The sequence below is a fragment of the Desulfuromonas sp. CSMB_57 genome (assembly GCF_020194955.2).
In the GTDB taxonomy this organism is placed as follows: Bacteria; Desulfobacterota; Desulfuromonadia; order Desulfuromonadales; family Syntrophotaleaceae; genus JAFCIY02.
In genome coordinates, this window is sequence record NZ_JAFCIY020000055.1 from 1 (window position 1) to 18,713 (window position 18,713).

General features: G+C 62.4%; 22 protein-coding genes. 18 read left to right on the forward strand and 4 right to left on the reverse strand.

What is annotated here, in order from left to right; genetic code table 11:
* The 14 genes from JQN68_RS13235 to JQN68_RS13300 form a co-directional block, all read left to right on the forward strand.
* The coding region (locus JQN68_RS13235; RefSeq protein ID WP_225073568.1) for an ATP-binding protein at positions 1-864 on the forward strand (864 nt) is incomplete at its 5' end.
* Positions 865-969: 105 nt separating this feature from the next.
* Entirely contained in the window at positions 970-1,308 is a 339-nt protein-coding gene (locus tag JQN68_RS13240) for a NifB/NifX family molybdenum-iron cluster-binding protein (protein ID WP_225073569.1), read from the forward strand.
* The gene (locus JQN68_RS13245; RefSeq protein ID WP_225073570.1) at positions 1,292-1,723 is read left to right on the forward strand and encodes a PaaI family thioesterase; all 432 of its coding nucleotides are present in this window, start codon (positions 1,292-1,294) and stop codon (positions 1,721-1,723) included. Before JQN68_RS13240 ends, JQN68_RS13245 begins: the two co-directional genes overlap by 17 nt.
* 2 nt (positions 1,724-1,725) lie before the next feature.
* Positions 1,726-2,559 (forward strand): MBL fold metallo-hydrolase, encoded by an 834-nt coding sequence (locus tag JQN68_RS13250; protein ID WP_225073571.1) that lies wholly within the window; start codon positions 1,726-1,728, stop codon positions 2,557-2,559.
* Positions 2,560-2,875: 316 nt separating this feature from the next.
* Positions 2,876-3,871 (forward strand): 4-hydroxythreonine-4-phosphate dehydrogenase PdxA, encoded by a 996-nt coding sequence (pdxA, locus tag JQN68_RS13255; protein ID WP_225073572.1) that lies wholly within the window; start codon positions 2,876-2,878, stop codon positions 3,869-3,871.
* A 126-nt stretch (positions 3,872-3,997) separates the two neighbouring features.
* Positions 3,998-6,808, forward strand: a complete 2,811-nt coding sequence (gene uvrA, locus JQN68_RS13260; protein WP_225073573.1) for an excinuclease ABC subunit UvrA — start codon at positions 3,998-4,000, stop codon at positions 6,806-6,808.
* Between the two features lie 104 nt (positions 6,809-6,912).
* A complete protein-coding gene (locus tag JQN68_RS13265; protein WP_225073574.1) occupies positions 6,913-8,280 on the forward strand; it encodes a TrkH family potassium uptake protein in 1,368 nt (455 codons plus the stop codon).
* Positions 8,281-8,303: 23 nt separating this feature from the next.
* Positions 8,304-8,960: a potassium channel family protein gene (locus tag JQN68_RS13270; RefSeq protein WP_225073575.1), complete on the forward strand. Its 657-nt coding sequence runs from the start codon at positions 8,304-8,306 to the stop codon at positions 8,958-8,960.
* A gap of 117 nt (positions 8,961-9,077) precedes the next feature.
* Positions 9,078-9,587, forward strand: a complete 510-nt coding sequence (locus JQN68_RS13275; RefSeq protein WP_225073576.1) for a rubrerythrin family protein — start codon at positions 9,078-9,080, stop codon at positions 9,585-9,587.
* Between the two features lie 127 nt (positions 9,588-9,714).
* Complete coding sequence (locus JQN68_RS13280) at positions 9,715-10,047, forward strand: hypothetical protein (RefSeq protein ID WP_225073577.1); 333 nt, start codon at positions 9,715-9,717, stop codon at positions 10,045-10,047.
* 57 nt (positions 10,048-10,104) lie between these two features.
* A complete protein-coding gene (cmoA, locus tag JQN68_RS13285; RefSeq protein WP_225073578.1) occupies positions 10,105-10,830 on the forward strand; it encodes a carboxy-S-adenosyl-L-methionine synthase CmoA in 726 nt (241 codons plus the stop codon).
* Positions 10,831-10,838: 8 nt separating this feature from the next.
* The gene (gene cmoB / locus JQN68_RS13290; RefSeq protein WP_225073579.1) at positions 10,839-11,810 is read left to right on the forward strand and encodes a tRNA 5-methoxyuridine(34)/uridine 5-oxyacetic acid(34) synthase CmoB; all 972 of its coding nucleotides are present in this window, start codon (positions 10,839-10,841) and stop codon (positions 11,808-11,810) included.
* 47 nt (positions 11,811-11,857) lie between these two features.
* Complete coding sequence (gene dmpI / locus JQN68_RS13295) at positions 11,858-12,046, forward strand: 4-oxalocrotonate tautomerase DmpI (protein ID WP_225073580.1); 189 nt, start codon at positions 11,858-11,860, stop codon at positions 12,044-12,046.
* A 192-nt stretch (positions 12,047-12,238) separates the two neighbouring features.
* A complete protein-coding gene (locus JQN68_RS13300; RefSeq protein ID WP_225073581.1) occupies positions 12,239-12,805 on the forward strand; it encodes a flavin reductase family protein in 567 nt (188 codons plus the stop codon).
* A 45-nt stretch (positions 12,806-12,850) separates the two neighbouring features.
* On the opposite strand, the gene JQN68_RS13305 is transcribed toward JQN68_RS13300, so the two are convergent.
* Entirely contained in the window at positions 12,851-13,279 is a 429-nt protein-coding gene (locus JQN68_RS13305; RefSeq protein ID WP_225073582.1) for a gp16 family protein, read from the reverse strand.
* Between the two features lie 133 nt (positions 13,280-13,412).
* Here JQN68_RS13305 and JQN68_RS13310 point away from each other — a divergent pair, with 133 nt between their 5' ends.
* Positions 13,413-13,952: a THUMP domain-containing protein gene (locus JQN68_RS13310; protein ID WP_225073583.1), complete on the forward strand. Its 540-nt coding sequence runs from the start codon at positions 13,413-13,415 to the stop codon at positions 13,950-13,952.
* Between the two features lie 12 nt (positions 13,953-13,964).
* Here JQN68_RS13310 and JQN68_RS13315 read toward each other — a convergent pair whose 3' ends face one another.
* The gene (locus JQN68_RS13315; protein WP_225073584.1) at positions 13,965-14,840 is read right to left on the reverse strand and encodes a LysR family transcriptional regulator; all 876 of its coding nucleotides are present in this window, start codon (positions 14,838-14,840) and stop codon (positions 13,965-13,967) included.
* Between the two features lie 137 nt (positions 14,841-14,977).
* On the opposite strand from JQN68_RS13315, the gene JQN68_RS13320 reads away from it, so the two are divergent.
* Positions 14,978-15,292: a MoaD/ThiS family protein gene (locus JQN68_RS13320; RefSeq protein ID WP_225073585.1), complete on the forward strand. Its 315-nt coding sequence runs from the start codon at positions 14,978-14,980 to the stop codon at positions 15,290-15,292.
* A gap of 223 nt (positions 15,293-15,515) precedes the next feature.
* Here JQN68_RS13320 and JQN68_RS13325 read toward each other — a convergent pair whose 3' ends face one another.
* Entirely contained in the window at positions 15,516-16,154 is a 639-nt protein-coding gene (locus JQN68_RS13325; protein WP_225073586.1) for a DUF3793 family protein, read from the reverse strand.
* Positions 16,155-16,447: 293 nt separating this feature from the next.
* On the opposite strand from JQN68_RS13325, the gene JQN68_RS13330 reads away from it, so the two are divergent.
* A complete protein-coding gene (locus tag JQN68_RS13330) occupies positions 16,448-16,903 on the forward strand; it encodes a CBS domain-containing protein (protein WP_249621241.1) in 456 nt (151 codons plus the stop codon).
* A gap of 41 nt (positions 16,904-16,944) precedes the next feature.
* Here JQN68_RS13330 and JQN68_RS13335 read toward each other — a convergent pair whose 3' ends face one another.
* Positions 16,945-17,841 carry a patatin-like phospholipase family protein gene (locus tag JQN68_RS13335; protein ID WP_225073106.1) on the reverse strand — a complete coding sequence of 299 codons (897 nt, stop codon included), beginning with the start codon at positions 17,839-17,841 and terminating at the stop codon, positions 16,945-16,947.
* 170 nt (positions 17,842-18,011) lie between these two features.
* Here JQN68_RS13335 and radC point away from each other — a divergent pair, with 170 nt between their 5' ends.
* Positions 18,012-18,695, forward strand: a complete 684-nt coding sequence (gene radC, locus JQN68_RS13340) for a RadC family protein (RefSeq protein ID WP_283775545.1) — start codon at positions 18,012-18,014, stop codon at positions 18,693-18,695.
* The last annotated feature ends 18 nt before the right edge of the window (positions 18,696-18,713 follow it).

Here is an 18,713-nt window from a genome sequence, read left to right on the forward strand (position 1 = left end):
TTGGTCATCATCAGCGGCAAGGGCGGCACGGGCAAGACCAGCGTCACGGCCTCCTTCGCCGTCCTGGCCGAGCGACCGGTCATCGCCGACTGTGACGTCGACGCGGCCGATCTGCACCTCATTCTGGCCCCCGGGGTCAGGGAGCGGCACGAATTCCGCGCCGGCCATGAGGCCGTCATCCGTCCGGAACAATGTATCGCCTGCGGGGCCTGTTTGCGGCTGTGCCGTTTCGACGCGGTGCGAACCGAGACCGGGCGCGACGGGGAATTTAGCTTTGCCATCGATCCCGTTGCCTGCGAGGGGTGCGGCGTTTGCGTGCGTTTCTGCCCTGAGCAGGCCATCGATTTTCCTGAGAGAGTTTGCGGCGAGTGGATGGTTTCCGACACCCGATGCGGTCCCATGGTGCATGCCCGTCTGGGCGTGGCGGCGGAAAACTCCGGCAAGCTGGTTTCCACCGTGCGCCAGGAAGCGCGCCGCCTCGCCGAACAGAATGGTCACTCGCTGATTCTCGTTGACGGCCCGCCGGGCATCGGTTGTCCGGTGATCGCTTCGGTAACCGGCGCCAGTCTGGTGCTGGCCGTTACCGAACCGACGGTGTCCGGCGAGCATGACCTGGAGCGGGTCTTGTCCCTGACCCGGCATTTTCGCATCCCCACAGCCGTCTGCGTCAACAAGTGGGACCTCAATCCGCGGATGACGGAAAACATCGAAGCCAAAGCCCGTCAGGCGGGAGCCCGCATCGCCGGGCGCATCCGCTATGACCGTGCCGTCACCCTGGCGCAGATGCAGGAAAAAGCCGTGGTGGAAACGGACGCTCCCTGCGTCGAAGATATTTGCGCCATCTGGAACCGGCTTGAATTGTAAAACAGCCCCTGTCCCGGCCTGTTTCGGCTGCCGACAGGGAAAGGGATCTGCCCGACAGGCCGGGCCCTGACTCCAACCACCTTCACAGCACAAGGAGAACCACTCATGAAAATTGCAATCCCTCTGGCGGACGGCAAACTTTCCCTGCATTTCGGGCACTGCGAATGCTTCGCTCTGGTCGATGTGGATCCGGCCGCTAAAAAAATCGTGCAGCGACAGGACATCGACGCCCCGCCCCATCAGCCCGGCCTGCTGCCGCCCTGGCTGGCCAAACAGGGCGCCACCATGATCATTGCCGGCGGCATGGGACAGCGCGCCCAAGGCATGTTCAACGATCACGGCATTCGGGTGCTGGTCGGCGCACCGGCCGAAACACCGGAGGACCTGGTGACCAGTTTCCTGTCAGGCACCCTGCAAACCGGCGTCAATGTCTGCGATCACTGACACTGCCGAGGGGATGGGAGTCCGCAACGGTCACAGTCAATGCCTGCTGTGCGGCACCCTGAACCCGCGATCCCTAGGATTGGCTTTCCAGCCGCTGCCTAATGGGGAAGTCCGAGCTTCCTTTCAGGCCCAGCCGGAATTGCAGGGCTATGACGGCATCCTGCACGGAGGTGTCATCGCCTCCGTGCTGGATGCGGCCATGACCCACTGCCTGTTTCACCATGGCGTCCAAGGGGTGACGGGCGACTTGCAGGTGCGTTATGTGCGAAGCGTAGCCTGCGATGCGGCGCTGGAAATCCGTGCCCGTCTGCTGCATGCCAGGCCGCCTTTATATCGGCTCAAAGCGGAACTGTGCCGGGATGAACAGATTCTGGCCTGGGCGAAAGCCACCTTCATGCAACGGCGGAGGCCGTGATCATGGCGGCCAAATTACGCCTCACCATTCTGGTCGACAACCTGGCGGCCGCCGGCCTGGCCGCCGAACACGGTCTGGCTTTCTGGATTGAAAACGAAGCCCGGCGACTGCTGTTCGACACCGGCCAGACCGATGCCCTGCAGCACAACGCGCGCCAGCTTGGCATCGACCTGGCCCGCACCGAGACGCTGGTGCTGAGCCATGGCCATTACGACCACACCGGCGGCCTGCCCCTGGTCCTGTCGCAGGCCCGTGATGCCCGGCTTTTCGCCCATCCCGGCATTGTCCAACCGCGCTACAGTATCGAGAAAGAAACGGTACGACCGATCCACATCCGCCGGCCGGCCATGCTGGCCCTCGATCGCCTGCCACCCTCCCGAATTCAATGGGTGACGCAACCGGTCACCCTGACCACAGACATGGGCCTGACCGGACCCATCCCGCGCGAAACCGATTTTGAAGACCCCGGCGGCCCCTTCTTTCTGGATCCGGCCGGCACCCGCCCCGACCCCGTCGACGACGATCTGGCTCTCTGGCTGCGCACCGAACAGGGCCTGGTCATCGTCGCCGGATGCGCCCATGCCGGGCTGGTGAACACCCTGCAGTACATTCAACAACTGAACGACGGGCTGCCGATTCACGCTGTCATCGGCGGCTTTCACCTGGTCAACGCCCACCGCGAGCGGCTGGACCGCACCCTGGCCGCCCTGCAGCAACTCAACCCGGATTTGATAGTGCCCTGCCACTGCACCGGCGAATCCGCCGTGGCACAACTGCGGGACGCCCTGGGGGACCGGGTTACGCCCGGCGCTGCCGGCATGAGCTGGCAGTTCTGAAGTAAATCGTCAGGTGGAAAAATATACTGCAGCCGCGACCGGAGCACCAGCCGCGGCTGTTTTGCTGATTCAGGTTGTCGCCGGCATGGCGCCGGGATTATACTGCCGGATTGAACCTTGACCACGGACGTTCTCCCGGCCCGGAAAGTGTTCCCTATAGGGTCTCGGGGCGCCCACGCCGAGGGTGTCTGGCGCCCGGATGGCGCCGGCCAAGCCCCAGGGATGGGTTCATGCGGCCCTCGGAGTGGGAGGCGCGAGACCCTTCTCCACCGCCGCTGAATAGTTACCCCGGCCCAAGGCCCTGAAGGCAAAAACCATGGAAAAGCCCATCCTTATCACCCAGGGCGATCCCACCGGGGTCGGCCCGGAACTCATCATCAAGGCCTGGCTCGACGGGCAGTTGGACGGGCCCCGACCGGTGGTGGTGGCGGGCGACGCCGCCGTGCTGCAGCGCGCCGCCGACATCTTCGGCGTCGAGTTGGAGTGCCGCTCCGAGTCCAGGGGCTTGGCGGATCACGTGCTCTGTCTTGGCCATCGGCATCTGCCGCTACGCGCCCTGTCCCGCTTGGCGACGGACGAACTGGTCTACGGCCGACCGGACCGAGCCTGTGGCCAGGCCATGATCGACTACATCACCTGGGCCGCCGAGGCCTGTCTGGCCGGGGCAGCGGCGGCCATGGTCACCGGACCCATCAGCAAGGCGGCGATACATGCCGCCGGCTGTCCGGCGCCGGGCCATACGGAGTTGCTGGCACAACTATGCGGCGTCGACAAGGTAGTGATGATGCTGGCCGGCCAACGCCTGCGGGTCTGCCTGGTCACCACCCACCTGGCCCTGGCCGAGGTCCCCGCTGCCCTGACCACGGACGAGATTCTCGTCACGATGCGCATAACCCACCGCGCCCTGCGGCGTTTCTTCGGCCTGGAACGGCCGCGCCTGGCGGTGCTGGCCCTCAATCCCCATGCCGGCGAGGGCGGTCAGTTCGGCGATGAAGAGGCCCGCCTCATCGCGCCGGCCATCGCCGCCGCCCGCGGGGAAGGCATCGCCGCCAGCGGCCCCCACAGCGCCGACACCCTGTTCCATTTCGCCGTGGGCGGTGCTTACGATGCCGTGATCTGCATGTACCACGACCAAGGGTTGATCCCCCTGAAGCTGCTGCATTTCGAGGACGGCGTCAATGTCACCCTGGGGCTGCCCATCATCCGCACCTCGGTGGATCACGGCACCGCCTACGACCTGGCCGGCAGCGGCCGGGCCGGCACCGCCAGCCTGGTGGCGGCCCTGCGCCTGGCGGAGGAAATGGCTACGTAGGGGCGGACCCATGTGTCCGCCCGGCTCAGGCGATCGCCTCAGGCTTGCGGCCCGCAGGCAAACACATGGGTTTGCCCCTACAGGCCCCAACAGGGTTTTACCCCCGAAAGAATCGATGAACGCATCATGAACAAAATCATCATCAAGGGTGCCTGCGAGCACAATCTGAAGGGGATCGACGTCGAGATCCCGCGCGACAAGCTGGTGGTCATTACCGGGGTCTCCGGCTCCGGCAAGAGCACCCTGGCCTTCGATACCCTGTATGCCGAGGGCCAGCGTCGCTACGTGGAAAGCCTCTCGGCCTATGCCCGGCAGTTTCTGGAACAGATGGACAAGCCGGATGTGGAAAGCATCGAGGGCCTGTCGCCGGCCATCTCCATCGAACAGAAAACCACCTCCAAGAACCCCCGCTCGACGGTCGGCACGGTCACCGAAATCTACGACTACCTGCGCCTGCTGTTCGCCCGCGTCGGCCATATCCATTGTCACGCCTGCGGCAAGGAGATCGCCTCCTGGACGGTACAGCAGATGGTCGACCGCATCATGACCCTGCCGGAGCAGAGCAAGTTGCTGCTGCTGGCGCCCATCGTGCGCGGCCGCAAGGGCGAATACCGCAAGGAACTGCGGCAACTGCAGGCCGACGGCTTCGTGCGCATCCGCATCGACGGCGAAATGCGCGAACTGGGCGAGGACATCGTGCTGGACAAAAACCGCCAGCACACCCTGGAGGTGGTGGTCGACCGTTTGGTGATGCGGCCCGGCATCGAGTCGCGCCTGGCCGATTCCCTGGAGACCGCCCTGCGTCTGGCGGGCGGCATCGTCCGGGTCGAAGTGGTCGACGGCGAAAGCCAGTTGTTCTCCGAGCAGCATGCCTGCGCGGACTGCGGCATCTCCTACCCGGAGATTACACCGCGCATGTTTTCTTTCAACAACCCCTACGGCGCCTGCCCGGACTGTTCCGGCCTCGGTACCCGCATGTACTTCGATCCCGAGGAAGTGGTGCCCAATCCGGCCCTGTCCCTGCGGGAAGGGGCCATCGTGCCTTGGGAGACGCGCACCGGCTTCTACTACCACCAGTTGCTGGAAGCTCTGGCCGATCATTACGGCTTCGACATCCGCACCCCTTTCAACCAGCTGCCGGAGCGGCTGCGCCAGATCCTGCTGTACGGTTCCGGCGAGGAACCGGTGCGCTTCTTCTACGACCAGGGCCAGAAACGCCATTTTTACGAAAAACCCTTCGAGGGAGTGATCCCCAACCTGGAGCGGCGCTTTCGCGAAACGGACTCGGACCGGGTGCGGGAAAACCTCGAGCGCTTCATGAACGTCATGCCCTGCCCGACCTGCCACGGCGCCCGGTTGCGCCCCGAATCCCTGTTCGTGCGGGTCGGCGGCCGCAACATCCAGGAGGTCTGCGCCCTGTCCATCCATGAGGCGGAACGCTTCTTCGCCGAACTGCGCCTGCCGGACAAGGAATTCGAAATCGCCCGCCGCATCCTCAAGGAGGTGCGCCAGCGGCTGTCCTTTCTGACCTACGTCGGCCTCGATTACCTGAGCCTGGACCGCGCTTCCGGCACCCTGTCCGGCGGCGAGGGTCAGCGCATCCGACTGGCGACCCAGGTCGGCTCGTCCCTGGTCGGGGTGCTGTACATCCTCGACGAACCGTCCATCGGCCTGCACCAGCGGGACAACCGCCGCCTGCTGGATACCCTTAAACGGCTGCGCGATCTCGGTAACACGGTTCTGGTGGTGGAGCACGACGAAGAGACCATTCTCGAAGCCGACCATGTCATCGACATGGGTCCCGGCGCCGGGGTGCACGGCGGCGAGGTGGTCAGCCAGGGCACGCCGCAGCAGATCCTGGCCGATCCCAACTCCCTTACCGGGCGCTACCTGTCCGGCCAGCTGAGCATCCCCTTGCCGGCGCAGCGCCGCAGCAGCGACCGGACCCTGCGCATCGTCGGTGCGAAGGAGAACAACCTGCAGAATATCGAGGTCAGCATCCCCCTCGGCGTCATGACCTGCGTCACCGGCGTCTCCGGTTCGGGCAAATCGACCCTGATCATCGACACCCTGTTCAAGGCCCTCGCTCAGCGCCTGTACCGCGCCCGGGACAAGGCCGGCAAAGTCGACGCCATCGAAGGCCTGGAGCACCTGGACAAGGTCATCGACATCGATCAGTCGCCCATCGGCCGCACGCCGCGCTCCAATCCGGCCACCTATACCGGGGTGTTCACCGACATCCGCGACCTCTTCGCCCAACTGCCGGAAGCCAAACTGCGCGGTTATGCCCCCGGACGGTTCTCCTTCAACGTCAAGGGCGGTCGCTGCGAGGCCTGCCAGGGCGAGGGCATCCTGCGCATCGAAATGCACTTTCTGCCCGACGTCTATGTGCAGTGCGAGGTCTGCAAGGGCGCCCGCTACAACCGCGAAACCCTGGAGGTCAAATACAAGGGCCACAATATCGCCCAGGTACTGGACATGACCGTCAATCAGGCCCTGGCCTTCATGGAAAACCTGCCGAAAATCCGCAACAAGTTGGAGATGCTGCGCGACGTCGGCCTCGGCTATATCCACCTCGGTCAGAGCGCCACCACCCTCTCCGGCGGCGAGGCGCAGCGCGTCAAGCTGGCCAAGGAACTAGGCAAACGCGCCACCGGGCGCACCATCTACATTCTCGACGAGCCGACCACGGGCCTTCATTTCGCCGACATCCAGCATCTGCTCGGGGTCCTGCAGCGGCTGGTGGAATCCGGCAACACGGTGGTGGTCATCGAACACAATCTGGACGTCATCAAGACCGCCGATCATCTTATCGATCTGGGTCCCGAAGGCGGCAGCCGCGGCGGCACCGTGGTGGTCAGCGGGCCGCCGGAGGAAGTGGCCCGCTGTTCGGCTTCCCATACGGGCCGCTACCTGCGCCCCTATCTGAACCTGTAGCCATGACCTGCTGAATTTTTGGCCTTGCGTCGGCCAGGCCTTGGGACTAGCATCAGGAGCGGTCGCAACTCGATGGCACTCTGTCTTCCCGAATCACGGACATCATGAAACGCATGCTGTTACGCACCCACAACCTGGCTCCCGGCTGGATTCTGATCATCTATTACGGGCTGTCCATCCTGCTGGGCGCGGCCCTCTTGTCTCTGCCCATGGCCGCCCATGGCACCCCGCTGTCCTGGCTGGACGCCCTGTTCACCGCCACCTCGGCCCAATGCGTGACCGGACTGGTCGTCGTCGACACGGGCACCAAGCTGACCCTGTTCGGTCAACTGGTGGTGCTGCTGCTGATCCAGATCGGCGGCCTGGGCATCACCACCTTTTCAGTCTATCTGTTCTTCTACCTGGGCATGGGCGTCGGCATTCGCGACCGCTGGGTGGTCCAGGAAACGCTGCTGCACACTCCGGTGGACTCCCTGCGCGATCTGGTGCACAACATCTTCATCGTGACCCTGACCATCGAGGCCATCGGCGCGGCTCTGCTGGCGCTGGTTTTCGTGCCGGAAATGGGCTTCGCCCAAGGGCTTTACATGGCCGTGTTTCACAGCGTCTCGGCCTTCTGCAACGCCGGTTTCGCCCTGTTCAGCGACAGCCTCATCGGCTACCGTTCCCATCCGCTGGTGAATATCACCATCATGGCGCTCATCATCCTGGGCGGCATCGGCTTTCTGGTCATCAAGGAAGTCATCGACCTGTGGCGCCGGCCCCAGGGGCGGCGCCGCCTGTCCCTGCATTCACGCATGGTGTTTCTGACCAGCGGCGTGCTGATCCTCGGCGGGGCACTGCTCATCGGCCTGCTGGAATCCGGCGGCGCCCTGGCCGGCATGAGCGGCGCCGAAGGTTTCTGGACCGCAATGTTTCAATCGGTCACGGCGCGTACCGCCGGATTCAACACCGTCGATCTGAACCTGCTGCAGATTCCGACCCTGTTTCTAATTATGTTTCTGATGTTTGTCGGCGCCTCGCCCGGTTCCTGCGGCGGCGGCATTAAAACCACCAGCCTGGGCCTGTTCGTAGCCATCCTGCACAGTCGCCTGAAAGGCAACCCCCATACCAATGTCGCGCATCGCACCCTGCCGGATGCCGTCGTCAGCAAGACCCTGACCCTGGTGATGACCGCTCTGATGTTCATGTTCCTGGCCATCTTCGGCCTGCTGGCCGTGCAGTTGCGCGGAGTTCCGGCGGCGACCAGCCAGGGTGGTTTTATCGAGTACGTCTTTGAAGCCATTTCCGCCTTCGGCACCGTCGGACTGTCCCTCGGCGCCACCACCAAACTGCAACCCGCCGGCAAGCTGATCATCATCCTGTTGATGTTCATCGGCCGCGTCGGCCTGCTCACTGTCGCCTTTACCATGATCGGCCGTTCCCGCGGCAACGCGGTGCAATATGCCGAAGAAAACATCATGATCGGCTGACTTCTCTCTACGGAGACATATCCATGAAACGGTTTTGCGTCATCGGCCTGGGCAATTTCGGCTTCCATGTAGCCAAGACTCTCTATCAGGAGGGCCATGAAGTCATCGCCATCGATCTGGACCGGGACAAGATCCAGCGCATCAAAAATTTCACCTCCTATGCGGTCCTCGGCGATGCTTCCAACAAGGAGTTTCTGAAAGGCCAGGGCATCGGCGAAATGGAGGCCGTAATCATATCCACCGGAGAGCGGAGCCACCTCTCCACCCTCATCACCCTGCACCTGCGGGAAATGAGCGTGAAGCGCATCCTGGTCAAGGCCGTCGACGAGGATCACGGCCGCATCCTCGAGAAAGTTGGCGCCACGGATATCATTTTTCCGGAAAAGGACATGGCCATCAAAACCGCCAAGGGGTTGTGCATTTCCAACATCCTGGAATTCATTCCCATCGCCGAGGACTATTCCATCAGCGAGGTGGCGCCGCCCAACCATTTTGTCGGCCACAACCTCATCGACCTGGATCTGCGACGCAAATACAACGTCACGGTCATCGGCATCCGGGATATGCTGACCGGCGAATTCAATACCCTGCCGGATCCGACCCACATCATCAAGGACAGCGATCTGATGGTCATGATCGGCAAGACGGATGACGTGGAAAAAGCCTGCCGACTCAAGTGACGTCGGCGGTTGACATCGCCGCCCAATTTCCTAATATGTTCATATCGATTGTATTTATGGGCAGATGCGCCCAGCACGCCGGAGCCCGTTAACCCCTAACAAGGAGATGAGGGAATTATGTCCGATGTACGCGGTACCAAAACCGAGGCCGATCTGCAGGAATCTTTTGCCGGGGAATCCCAGGCCAATCGCAAATATCTCGCCTTTGCCGAAGCCGCCGACTGTGAAGGCTTCGCCCAGGTGGCCAAGCTGTTCCGCGCCGCGGCGGCAGCGGAAACCATTCATGCCCATGCCCATCTGCGCGCCATGGGCGGCATTGGCAGCACCCTGGAGAACCTCAAGGAGGCGGTCAGCGGCGAAACCCATGAGTTCAAGGAAATGTATCCGCCCATGATCGAGGAAGCCAAGGCCAAGGGCTTCAAGGCCGCCGAGCGCACCCTGGCTTATGCCAACGAGGTGGAAAAAGTGCATGCCGGTCTCTATCAGAAGGCCCTGGACAATCAGGGCAAGATCGAAACCGTCGACTACTATGTCTGCAAGGTCTGTGGCAATACCCTGGAAGGTCCGCCGGAAGGCCCTTGCAGCGTCTGCAAGGCTGCCAAGACGGCCTTTTTCAAAGTGGACTGATTTTCGACCTGCCTGGTAAAATCTTGAGGTAACCACAATCCGACGCAGGCGGTTCCCGGAAGAAGGAATCCGCCTGCGTCGATTGTCTTTGGTCTCTTCTTCATCTGCATGTTTAACGGAACCGATCATGGAAAAATGCCCGCGCTGCAAAGCGGAAAAAAAAGGAAAATACTGGTGCAGCGCCTGCAAGGCGGTGTTTGTTTGCCCGATGCCCAATTGCGGCGCCACCATCTCCAATCCCGATGCCGAGGAATGCCCGCGCTGCGGCCTGCTCTTCGAAGATTACGTCAAACAGCGAAAAATTTACCGTAAGTGCCCGAAATGTAAAAAGAAACAAGGCCTCAACGAACAACGCTGCCAGCACTGCCGGTTCTGGTTCTATTGTCCGACCTGCGGCCACGCCGTAACCAGCACCAGCGCTCTGAGCTGCCCGCGCTGCGGCACCAACCTGCAGCGCTGAGCTGCCGGGCGTTCTCAACCCTTGTCCGCTGTCCGCCCATCCGCGGCCCCATTGCCCATGACCCGAGATGATTTGTTTTCCCGGCCGCAACAGCCGGTACCCCCATTCGAATTCAACGAGGCTGTCGTCCAGGTCTTCGACGACATGATCCATCGTTCGGTGCCCTGCTATCAGGAACTGATATGCCGCCAGGCGCAACTGGCGGCGCACTTCCACCAGCCGGGCACGGTCATCTATGACCTGGGTTGTTCCACGGGAAATCTGCTGCGGGCCCTGCACGCTGCAATGGCCGGGCGCGCCTTCCATCTGGTGGGGGTCGACAATTCGGCAGCCATGCTGGGGGTCTGTCGAGAACGACTGCCGGCCTGCGATCCCCACCAGCAGATCGAACTGCTGGAGGCGGATATTCGGGAAATCGATTTTGCGCCGGCCTCGGTGTTCATTCTCAACCTGACCCTGCAATTCATTCCGCCGCAGGACCGGGATGGGCTGCTGCGACGCATCAGCCAGGCGCTGCGACCGGGAGGCGTGTTGCTGTTGACGGAAAAGGTTCGGCACGAGGATCCCCGCCTGGATGTACTGCAGCAGGATTTCTATGTGCGCTTCAAGGAAGAGAACGGCTATTCGGCCCTGGAGATCAGCCAGAAACGGGCTGCCCTGGAAAAGGTGCTGGTCCCTGAAACCGTGCCCACTCACCAGCAGCGCCTCCGTCAGGCCGGGTTTTCCGGCATTGACATCTGGCTGAAATGGTTCAATTTCGCCGCCTTCATCGGCCTGCGATGACGGTCCTGATGGAAACCCTGCAAAACGCCGCGGCGGCCCTGGGGTCCGGCTCCTGGCAACCGGAGCTGGCGGCCCGCCTCGAACAACGGGGCGCGCAACTGCGGCACCGGGACGGCAACGTGCGGCGGCTGCTGGGGCGCCTGGCCGAGGCGCCGAGGTTGCAACCCAGCCGTCTGGATCTGGCTGCAGGGCGGGTGGTCATCGGGGCGCCGGAGGATCTCGGCGCATGGCCGCAAGCGGCCCTGCATGATCTGCTGATGGCCTTCCGCCCCTGGCGCAAGGGCCCGCTGCGACTGTTCGGCATCGACGTGGACAGCGAATGGCGTTCCGACCTGAAATGGAACCGTTTCAAGGATCATATCGCCCCCCTGGCCGGCCGGCGGATTCTGGACATCGGCAGCAGTTGCGGCTACTATCTGTTTCGGATGGCGGCGCACCAGCCGGACCTGGCTCTGGGCCTGGAACCCTACCCGCCCTTTTTCTGCCAGTACCTGCTGCTGCAGGGCTGGTTGCGGCAGCCTCGGGTCCACTGCCTGCCCCTGAAGCTGGAGGAGCTGCCGGCCATGGACGGCCGTTTCGATACGGTCTTTCACATGGGGGTGCTCTATCATCAACGCTCGCCCCACGATGCCCTGAATCGCTTGGCATCCCTGCTACGTCCCGGTGGCGAGTTGGTGCTGGAAACCCTGGTGCTGGACGGTGAGGACGATTTGGCCCTCTGCCCCCGCAACCGTTACGCCAAGATGGGCAACGTGTTTTTCCTGCCGACGGTGCCCCTGCTCATGACCTGGCTGCAGCGAGCCGGATTTCAGCGGGTGCGCTGTCTCGACAAGAGTTGGACGACGGCCGAAGAGCAGCGTCGCACTCCCTGGATCAACACCGAGTCCCTGGCCGACTTTCTCCATCCGGCCGATGCGCGGCGCACCGTGGAGGGCTACCAAGCCCCCCTGCGGGCGGTGCTGCTGGCCGAGCGGCGCTGACCCGTTTTTCCGGTAATCCCATTGCAACCCGAACCAAGGAGCCCATCATGCCCATCATCACCCTCGGTATTTCCCCCCAGTCGACGGAAGTCAAAGAGCAGCTCATGGCCCGGCTGACCGCCGCCGCCGCCGAGGTCACCGGCATCCCGGCCGAGAAGTTCATCGTCATCATCGATGAAAATTCCAAGGAAAACATCGGTGTCGGCGGGGTGCCCCTGTCGAAGCTGCAGCCCTGAGGACCGTTTTCGCCCTGTTACCGTTCAGCAAACCTGGACAAGGGTCTCGGGGCGTTCAGGCAAAGGGCCGCATGAACCCATCCCTGGGGCTTGGCCGGCGCCATCCGGGCACCAGACACCCTCTGCCTGAACGCCCCGAGACCCATTAGCGCCCCAGTTACTTCACCGAAGTTTTTGCTCAAGGAGGAACCCGTGAAACAGTCCCTGGGAGCCAACACCCTGGCCCAGCCCGCCCCCGTTTGGCTCATCGGCAGTTACGATGCCGCCGGCCGCCCGAACCTGGCGACCATCGCCTGGGGCGGCATCTGCTGCTCCAAGCCGCCCTGCGCCGCCATTGCCCTGCGGCCGGCCACCTACACCCACGGCAACATCCTGCAGCGCAAGGCCTTCACCATCAACATCGCCACCGAGGCTTTCGGCCGCCAGGCCGATTACTGCGGCATCGCCTCGGGTCGGGATACGGACAAGTTCGCCGCCACCGGCTTCACGGCAGTAAAAAGCGAACTGGTAAACGCGCCCTATGTCGAAGAGCTGCCCCTGATCGTCGAATGCCGCCTGGTGCAGACCGTCGAAGTCGGCGGCCACACCCAATTCATCGGTGAAATCGTCGACGTCAAGGCCGACAGCGCCATCCTTTCCGACCAGGGTATTCCCGACATTGAAAAGGTCCGGCCCATGATCTTCACCCCCGTGATCCGCACCTATCACGGCGTCGGCCCCTACCTGGGCCAGGCCTTCCAGATCGGCAAGGAGCTCTGAACACCAGGGGCGGAATCATCGCCCCTGGCTTTTCCATTGCCATCTTCAAACCCGCTCCAGCCACTGCTTCAGGGCTTCGATTACCACCGTGGCCTGGCGGACGTCGAGACGGCGCAGATCGCCGACGCCGGTCATGCGTTTGGCAAAACGCGCCAAGGCGCTCCAGCCGGGGTTGCGCACGGCTCCGCGCCGGTGCAGCTCCAGCCACAGCTCGCGGGCCTTCCAGACCATGGGCGGCAGGGGCCGCTGGGCGGTGCGCGGCAGGCGCGGGCGCCAGCCGAGTTCGCTCAACCGTTCCAGCAATTGCTGCAATTCGGCATCGCTGAGTTGGGCCGCCGACTCCCGGCCTTCGGCCACGGAGCGGACCACCGCCCGGTAATCGGCATCATCGAGCCCGAGTTCCTTCTTGGCGATATGGATCTTGGCCAACGCCCGCCGGCGGAATTCCGGATCCTGGCTGCGCTGTTCGCTCATCAATGACTCCCTTGTCTGGCCCAGTTGCCCAGCGGAACCTCACTACCAGGCAATTCTCCGAGACCAACCGCCTGCTCTCCTTGCCAAACCAGAACCTTTGGCTAAACTCCAACAAAGCAAAGGAGAGTTATCCATGTGGCAATTCAATGTGCTGGTCACCATGGCTCAGGACGGGCGCTACAGTCATATGCTGGCGGAGCTGGCGCCCTGGGGGGAATTCCACAAGACCGAGTTCCATGGCGTGGCCTTGGGGCGAGTCGCAGACCCGGAAGCGTTTCTGGAAACCATCCGCAGCCGTCGCGCGGAATCCCCCGCGGCCTTTCGCAACCTGGGGCGCGTGGTGCCCTTTGTCAGGACCTTCGTCTTCGACCTGGACGATTTTCTGGCCCGGGCCTGCGAAACCATCCGGGATTTTTTACCGCAGCTGGCAGAGCAGTGCTTTCACGTCCGCCTGGAGCGGCGCGGACTGAAAGGCCGCATCGTTTCGCCGGACATTGAACAGGCCCTGGATACCTACATCATCGACGAACTGGCCGATCTGGGCCATGACGCGCGCGTGGATTTCGACTACAGCGATGTGGTCATCGCCATCGAAACCGTCGGCACGCGCTGCGGCATCGGTTTCATCACCCGCGACATGAGCGAACGCTTCCCCTTTGTCCGGGTGGATTGAGGATGTGTCGAATTATCCCTGGTCGCCGGGTGCCAGCCCGTTTCGAAGCAGGCGCAGAAACAGTTCCAAGGCTTCGGGCGGCGCCACCCCGCGGCGTTGCACAAAAAAGATCGGCAGCTGGGCAAATGGGCCGGGCAGGGGATGCAGCGAAACCAGGGAACGATAGGGTTCGCGATCCACAAAGGAGTACGGCAGCACTGTCACGCCCATGCCGGCCGCCACGCAACTGAGGATGGCATCCAGGGTTCCGAACTCGATGACGTTGTCCGGAACGCAACGCGCGGCGGCCAGCCAGTCTTCAAACCGTCGTCGGCAGGAACATCCCTGCCGGTAAACCAGCACCGTGCGACAGTCCTTGGGCTGCAGCCGGCAGTTGGTGGCACAACTGATGGCTACCAGCTCCTCCACCAGGATCTCTTCCCCGACGATGTCGTTGTGATGTACAGGCCCTCCGACCAAGGCCCCTTCGACCGTAAAATCGAGGACCTGACGAACCATTTCGCTGCTGGCACCGGTGGCCAGACGCAATTCCACCTCCGGATAGTGGCGATGGTAACTGGCCAGTATCGCCGGCAGATGCACCGCGGCCGCCGTATCCATGGCCCCCAGACGCAGCAGGCCGCTGGGACATCCCGCCGGCCGGAGTGCGGCCTGGGCTTCCTCCAGCAGACGTTTCACCGAACGGGCGTAGGGCAGCAACTGCAAACCCGCCGCCGTCGGCACCATGCCACGGCGATTGCGGTGAAACAGGACCACGCCCAACTGCTTTTCCAGTTTGCGGATATGCGAAGTGACGTTGGACTGGACGCAATGAAGCTTTTCCGCGGCCCGGGTCACCCCACCTTCTTCAGCGACCGCCAGAAACATGCGCAAAGCCGTCGAATCCATGCTCGCCCCTTAACATCTGTTATTTTGATGGCATGAATCGATTATATTCATTTGACGTGATTTTTCCAAGCCCCTTATAATAGGCAGGTATCGGCCCTATTGGCTCTCTGCCCGCATCCTTACGGAGGTTGTCACCCATGAGCCCGACCCCCAACACCAAGATCCGCATGTTCGGCTTCCTCGACGCCGCCCGCAAAGCCGCCGGCCTGCCCACTCCGACGGAGGTCTATATTCCCCCCGAGGGCGTGGTCGCCGAGGACCTCGCCAGGGAACTGCAATTGCCTTTCGACAAAATCGAGGGCGTGTTCGTCAACCATTTCGTTTATCCCCTGGACAAACTCATCATGCCCGGAGATCGGGTGGGCTTCGTCTCCACCGGGGTGCCCGGCCCGCACCGATACTCCCTCGGCATCCATCGCGCCGGCAAGGAAACGGTCAAAAAACACGACTGATCTTTCCGTTGTGGACAAAAAAATACGCGCTGCTCAGGAGGCCGGGCAGCGCGCCAATTTGGGGATGGGTTTGGTACGGCCGGCACGACCCGCCGACCGTATGGTTGAAGTGTAATAGTCCGGCTGTCCTTTTGCCATGTACCTTTTCGCACAATTGATGGGATACGCCCACAGGGCAGGCTGTGGCTTTGAACAGACTGCCCTGTGGACAGAGCTTTGACTGTCAGGCGCTGGCCGCCCAAGGCTGCGGAAGAGGCTCCCAGCCTAGCCGGCTCTCCATCAGACAACGACAGGGATCGTTCCCATTTTCCAATTCCTGCGCCATGCGTCGCCGGCAGGCGCGATGGCAGGCCGCAAGTTCAAGGCTCCTATCCGGACGACCATATATCTTCCACGGACCGGGACTGCTGAAGGGAATCGCCGCCCAGCCCATGAAGCCTGCCACATCCTTCAGGGGATAACCCAGGAAGATGCCTATTTCATGGGGAAAATCCTCCTGCTCAAAGCGCCGGGACAATAAATCCAGAGCATCCCGGCTGTTGCCGAAGGGCGCATAACCGGCCCGCCTCAGAAAATTCCTGACCCTCCCGCTGCACAACAAGGTCTCCAGCAAATCCGGACGATAAAGATATATCAGCACGCTGCCGGTACCGTGGCGCAGTTCCTCTGCGGCCAAAGGGCTGTTTTTCAGCAACCCGGTTCCGTATCGCCGCCAGAGTCGCAGCAGATTGCGACCGCAGGGATGAACCTTGTCATGAATCGTCACCAGGTTGCCAGGCTTGACCCCTGCCAGGACCTCGGCGGCGTGAAAGGCAATAAAGGCGGAGAGACAGGCACGGTCATCCGCCAGACGGCTCGCCATTCTTGTCCAGAATCCGGGACTGCAGGGACCTTTCATTTTTTGTTTGTCCATGGCCCAACCTTTTTGGTTTTGAATTTCCTTTTCAATATCATGGTTGACAAAAGCCGTCAAGTACCAAGATTTGGATCATGGCCACTGCCTACCCGCCCAGCGATGCCCGGATAAAACCCATCACCATCCGGTTGACGAACGGTGATGGGATGATAACCATTTAAATATGAAAGCAGTGACGCCCTTCCCCCTTGGAGTGGAGGGTGCTGCTGACCATATCCACCTATCCAGGGAGATTCCATATGCGCGTGGGGGAATTGTGCAACCGGGAGGTCGTGGTCGCGGATCGGTCCATGTCGGTACCGGAGGGAGCCCGGCTGATGCGCCAGCATCATGTCGGCGATCTGGTCATTGTTGAGGAACATGGAGAGCGGTGTTTCCCGGTCGGCATCGTCACGGACCGGGATCTGGTGGTGGAAGTCCTGGCCAACAACCTGGCGCCGGAGACCCTGTCCTTGGGCGATATCATGACCTTCGATCTGATCACGGCAAGGGAGGACGATGACCCACTGGACATCATCAAGCGCATGCGGGACAAGGGCATCCGGCGGATGCCGGTGGTGACGGAATCGGGTTGCCTGGTCGGCATCCTCACCATGGACGATGTGCTGGACCTGATTGCCGAGCAACTTGCTGATTTGGTCATCCTGGTCGGCCGGGAACAGCGTCGGGAAGTGGACCGTCAACCCCCGGAGTGACCGACATCCTGGCACGCATCCGCGCGGCATCAGGATGCCCTTCAGCACCCCAGCCAGGCCCAGCGACGTTGGCGCCGCAACAGTCTCTGGATTTCAGCCATTTGGGCTTCGGCTGCGCGACGCCCGCTCGCCACCGCTTCTTCCATCTGCGAAAAATCGGCCCAATGGGCCTGTTCGTTTTCCGGCCGCAGCAGCAAATCCGCGGCCCGCGCCCGCTCGAGTCCCAGCGCCCAACGTGTTATGGAGTCGGCACGCCCGGCGATTTCCAGAGCTCTGCCGGCACCGGAAAAGGGTGGCAGGTCTCCTGAAACGTCCACCCCGACAACCAGGGAGGCACCCTGGCGGCGTGCCGCCGAAACCGGCACCGCGTTGATCCAGCCGCCATCCACCAGGATCTTTTCCCCCTCCACAACCGGTGGCAGCAAACCGGGTATGGCGCAGCTCGCCGCTACCGCACGGCGCAGACTGCCGCGACTCAGCACCGTCTCCTGCCCGGAAACCAGGTCCAAGGCACTGGCGCAAAAGGGGATACGGGTCTGGCTCATGTCCACATCGGGAATCAGCCGAGCAAAATTTTGCTCCGACAGATTATCCCCGAAATAGGATTTCCGGGTCATGACCAAAGAGAGAAACAAACCCTTCCAGGCTAAATGCATCAGACGTTCAAACACGCCCGCGCCATCGTTTTTCCGCTCCATCAGTTGATAAAAGCGGGACTCCTTGAACGCATCGCTGTCCAGATATTCGGCAAAATGTTGCTGCAGGCCGGCGGCTGACGGTTCCATGGCGTAAATGGCCCCGATAATGGCGCCCATGCTGGCACCGGCGATCAGACCGATAGGCACCTTGCAGTCCTCCAAGGCCTGCAAGACCCCGATGTGGGCCAGCCCCCGTGCAGCGCCCCCGCCCAGCGCCAGACCAAGCCTTACCTTCTTCATTGCCGGTCCCTCTCTAAAGTGCCAAGCGCCCGGACTGTTTCAAAAGACCACCACCAAAGCATATCGCCAAGGCCGACCTGCCACAACCGGGCGCCGTCGATTTTCTATGGTTTTAAATAATGAATTATTTTAAAATAATGGCCGCCACACAAACCATTCATGGAGCGATCATGACCCCCATCAAGGATTGGCCCGCGGCCGAACGTCCCCGCGAAAAGCTGCTGCAGCGCGGCGCGGAAGCCCTGAGCGATGCCGAGCTGCTCGGTCTGATTCTGCGCACCGGCGACGCCGGCTCCCGAGCCAGCGCCGTGGATCATGCCCGGCAGCTGCTGGAACGGTTCGGTTCTCTGCGCACCCTGGCCGGCGCCGCCGTCGCCGAGCTGTGCGCAGTGCGCGGTATCGGTCCGGCCAAGGCGGCGGAACTGCTGGCGGTTTTCGAGATCGCGCGGCGCTTCGCCGGCACCGCTTTGCGACCCGGAGATCGCTATAGCACCCCGGCCGAGGTGTATGAGCATTTTCACGAGCGGTTGCGGGATCATAAACGGGAACTGTTTCTGGCACTGCTGCTGGACAGCAAAAACCGTCTGCTGCGGGAGGTGCGCATTTCCGAGGGCAGTCTGACGGCGAGTATCGTCCATCCCCGGGAGGTGTTCGCGCCGGTGGTCCGGGAAGCAGCGGCGGCCGTGTTGTTCGTTCACAACCATCCCTCCGGCGATCCGCAGCCAAGCCGCGAAGATCTGGAGATCACCCGCCGTCTCAAGGAAGCCGGCGATCTCATGGGCGTGCGGGTGCTCGACCATGTGATCATCGGCAGCGAGGGCTACGTCAGCCTGGCCGACCGCGGCCTGCTGTAGTTTTCCGTGGCATCCTTG

Excerpts from the sequence above, each read along its gene's own strand:
- JQN68_RS13335 (WP_225073106.1), bottom strand. The coding sequence starts at position 17,841 with ATGAAGAAGGTAAGGCTTGGTCTGGCGCTGGGCGGGGGCGCTGCACGG.
- cmoA (WP_225073578.1), top strand. The coding sequence starts at position 10,105 with ATGACCCGAGATGATTTGTTTTCCCGGCCGCAACAGCCGGTACCCCCA.
- JQN68_RS13315 (WP_225073584.1), bottom strand. The coding sequence starts at position 14,840 with ATGGATTCGACGGCTTTGCGCATGTTTCTGGCGGTCGCTGAAGAAGGT.
- JQN68_RS13265 (WP_225073574.1), top strand. The coding sequence starts at position 6,913 with ATGAAACGCATGCTGTTACGCACCCACAACCTGGCTCCCGGCTGGATT.
- JQN68_RS13280 (WP_225073577.1), top strand. The coding sequence starts at position 9,715 with ATGGAAAAATGCCCGCGCTGCAAAGCGGAAAAAAAAGGAAAATACTGG.
- JQN68_RS13240 (WP_225073569.1), top strand. The coding sequence starts at position 970 with ATGAAAATTGCAATCCCTCTGGCGGACGGCAAACTTTCCCTGCATTTC.
- JQN68_RS13270 (WP_225073575.1), top strand. The coding sequence starts at position 8,304 with ATGAAACGGTTTTGCGTCATCGGCCTGGGCAATTTCGGCTTCCATGTA.
- JQN68_RS13310 (WP_225073583.1), top strand. The coding sequence starts at position 13,413 with ATGTGGCAATTCAATGTGCTGGTCACCATGGCTCAGGACGGGCGCTAC.
- JQN68_RS13250 (WP_225073571.1), top strand. The coding sequence starts at position 1,726 with ATGGCGGCCAAATTACGCCTCACCATTCTGGTCGACAACCTGGCGGCC.
- radC (WP_283775545.1), top strand. The coding sequence starts at position 18,012 with ATGACCCCCATCAAGGATTGGCCCGCGGCCGAACGTCCCCGCGAAAAG.
- JQN68_RS13330 (WP_249621241.1), top strand. The coding sequence starts at position 16,448 with ATGCGCGTGGGGGAATTGTGCAACCGGGAGGTCGTGGTCGCGGATCGG.
- cmoB (WP_225073579.1), top strand. The coding sequence starts at position 10,839 with ATGGAAACCCTGCAAAACGCCGCGGCGGCCCTGGGGTCCGGCTCCTGG.
- pdxA (WP_225073572.1), top strand. The coding sequence starts at position 2,876 with ATGGAAAAGCCCATCCTTATCACCCAGGGCGATCCCACCGGGGTCGGC.
- JQN68_RS13320 (WP_225073585.1), top strand. The coding sequence starts at position 14,978 with ATGAGCCCGACCCCCAACACCAAGATCCGCATGTTCGGCTTCCTCGAC.
- uvrA (WP_225073573.1), top strand. The coding sequence starts at position 3,998 with ATGAACAAAATCATCATCAAGGGTGCCTGCGAGCACAATCTGAAGGGG.
- JQN68_RS13305 (WP_225073582.1), bottom strand. The coding sequence starts at position 13,279 with ATGAGCGAACAGCGCAGCCAGGATCCGGAATTCCGCCGGCGGGCGTTG.
- JQN68_RS13275 (WP_225073576.1), top strand. The coding sequence starts at position 9,078 with ATGTCCGATGTACGCGGTACCAAAACCGAGGCCGATCTGCAGGAATCT.
- JQN68_RS13325 (WP_225073586.1), bottom strand. The coding sequence starts at position 16,154 with ATGGCGAGCCGTCTGGCGGATGACCGTGCCTGTCTCTCCGCCTTTATT.
- dmpI (WP_225073580.1), top strand. The coding sequence starts at position 11,858 with ATGCCCATCATCACCCTCGGTATTTCCCCCCAGTCGACGGAAGTCAAA.
- JQN68_RS13245 (WP_225073570.1), top strand. The coding sequence starts at position 1,292 with ATGTCTGCGATCACTGACACTGCCGAGGGGATGGGAGTCCGCAACGGT.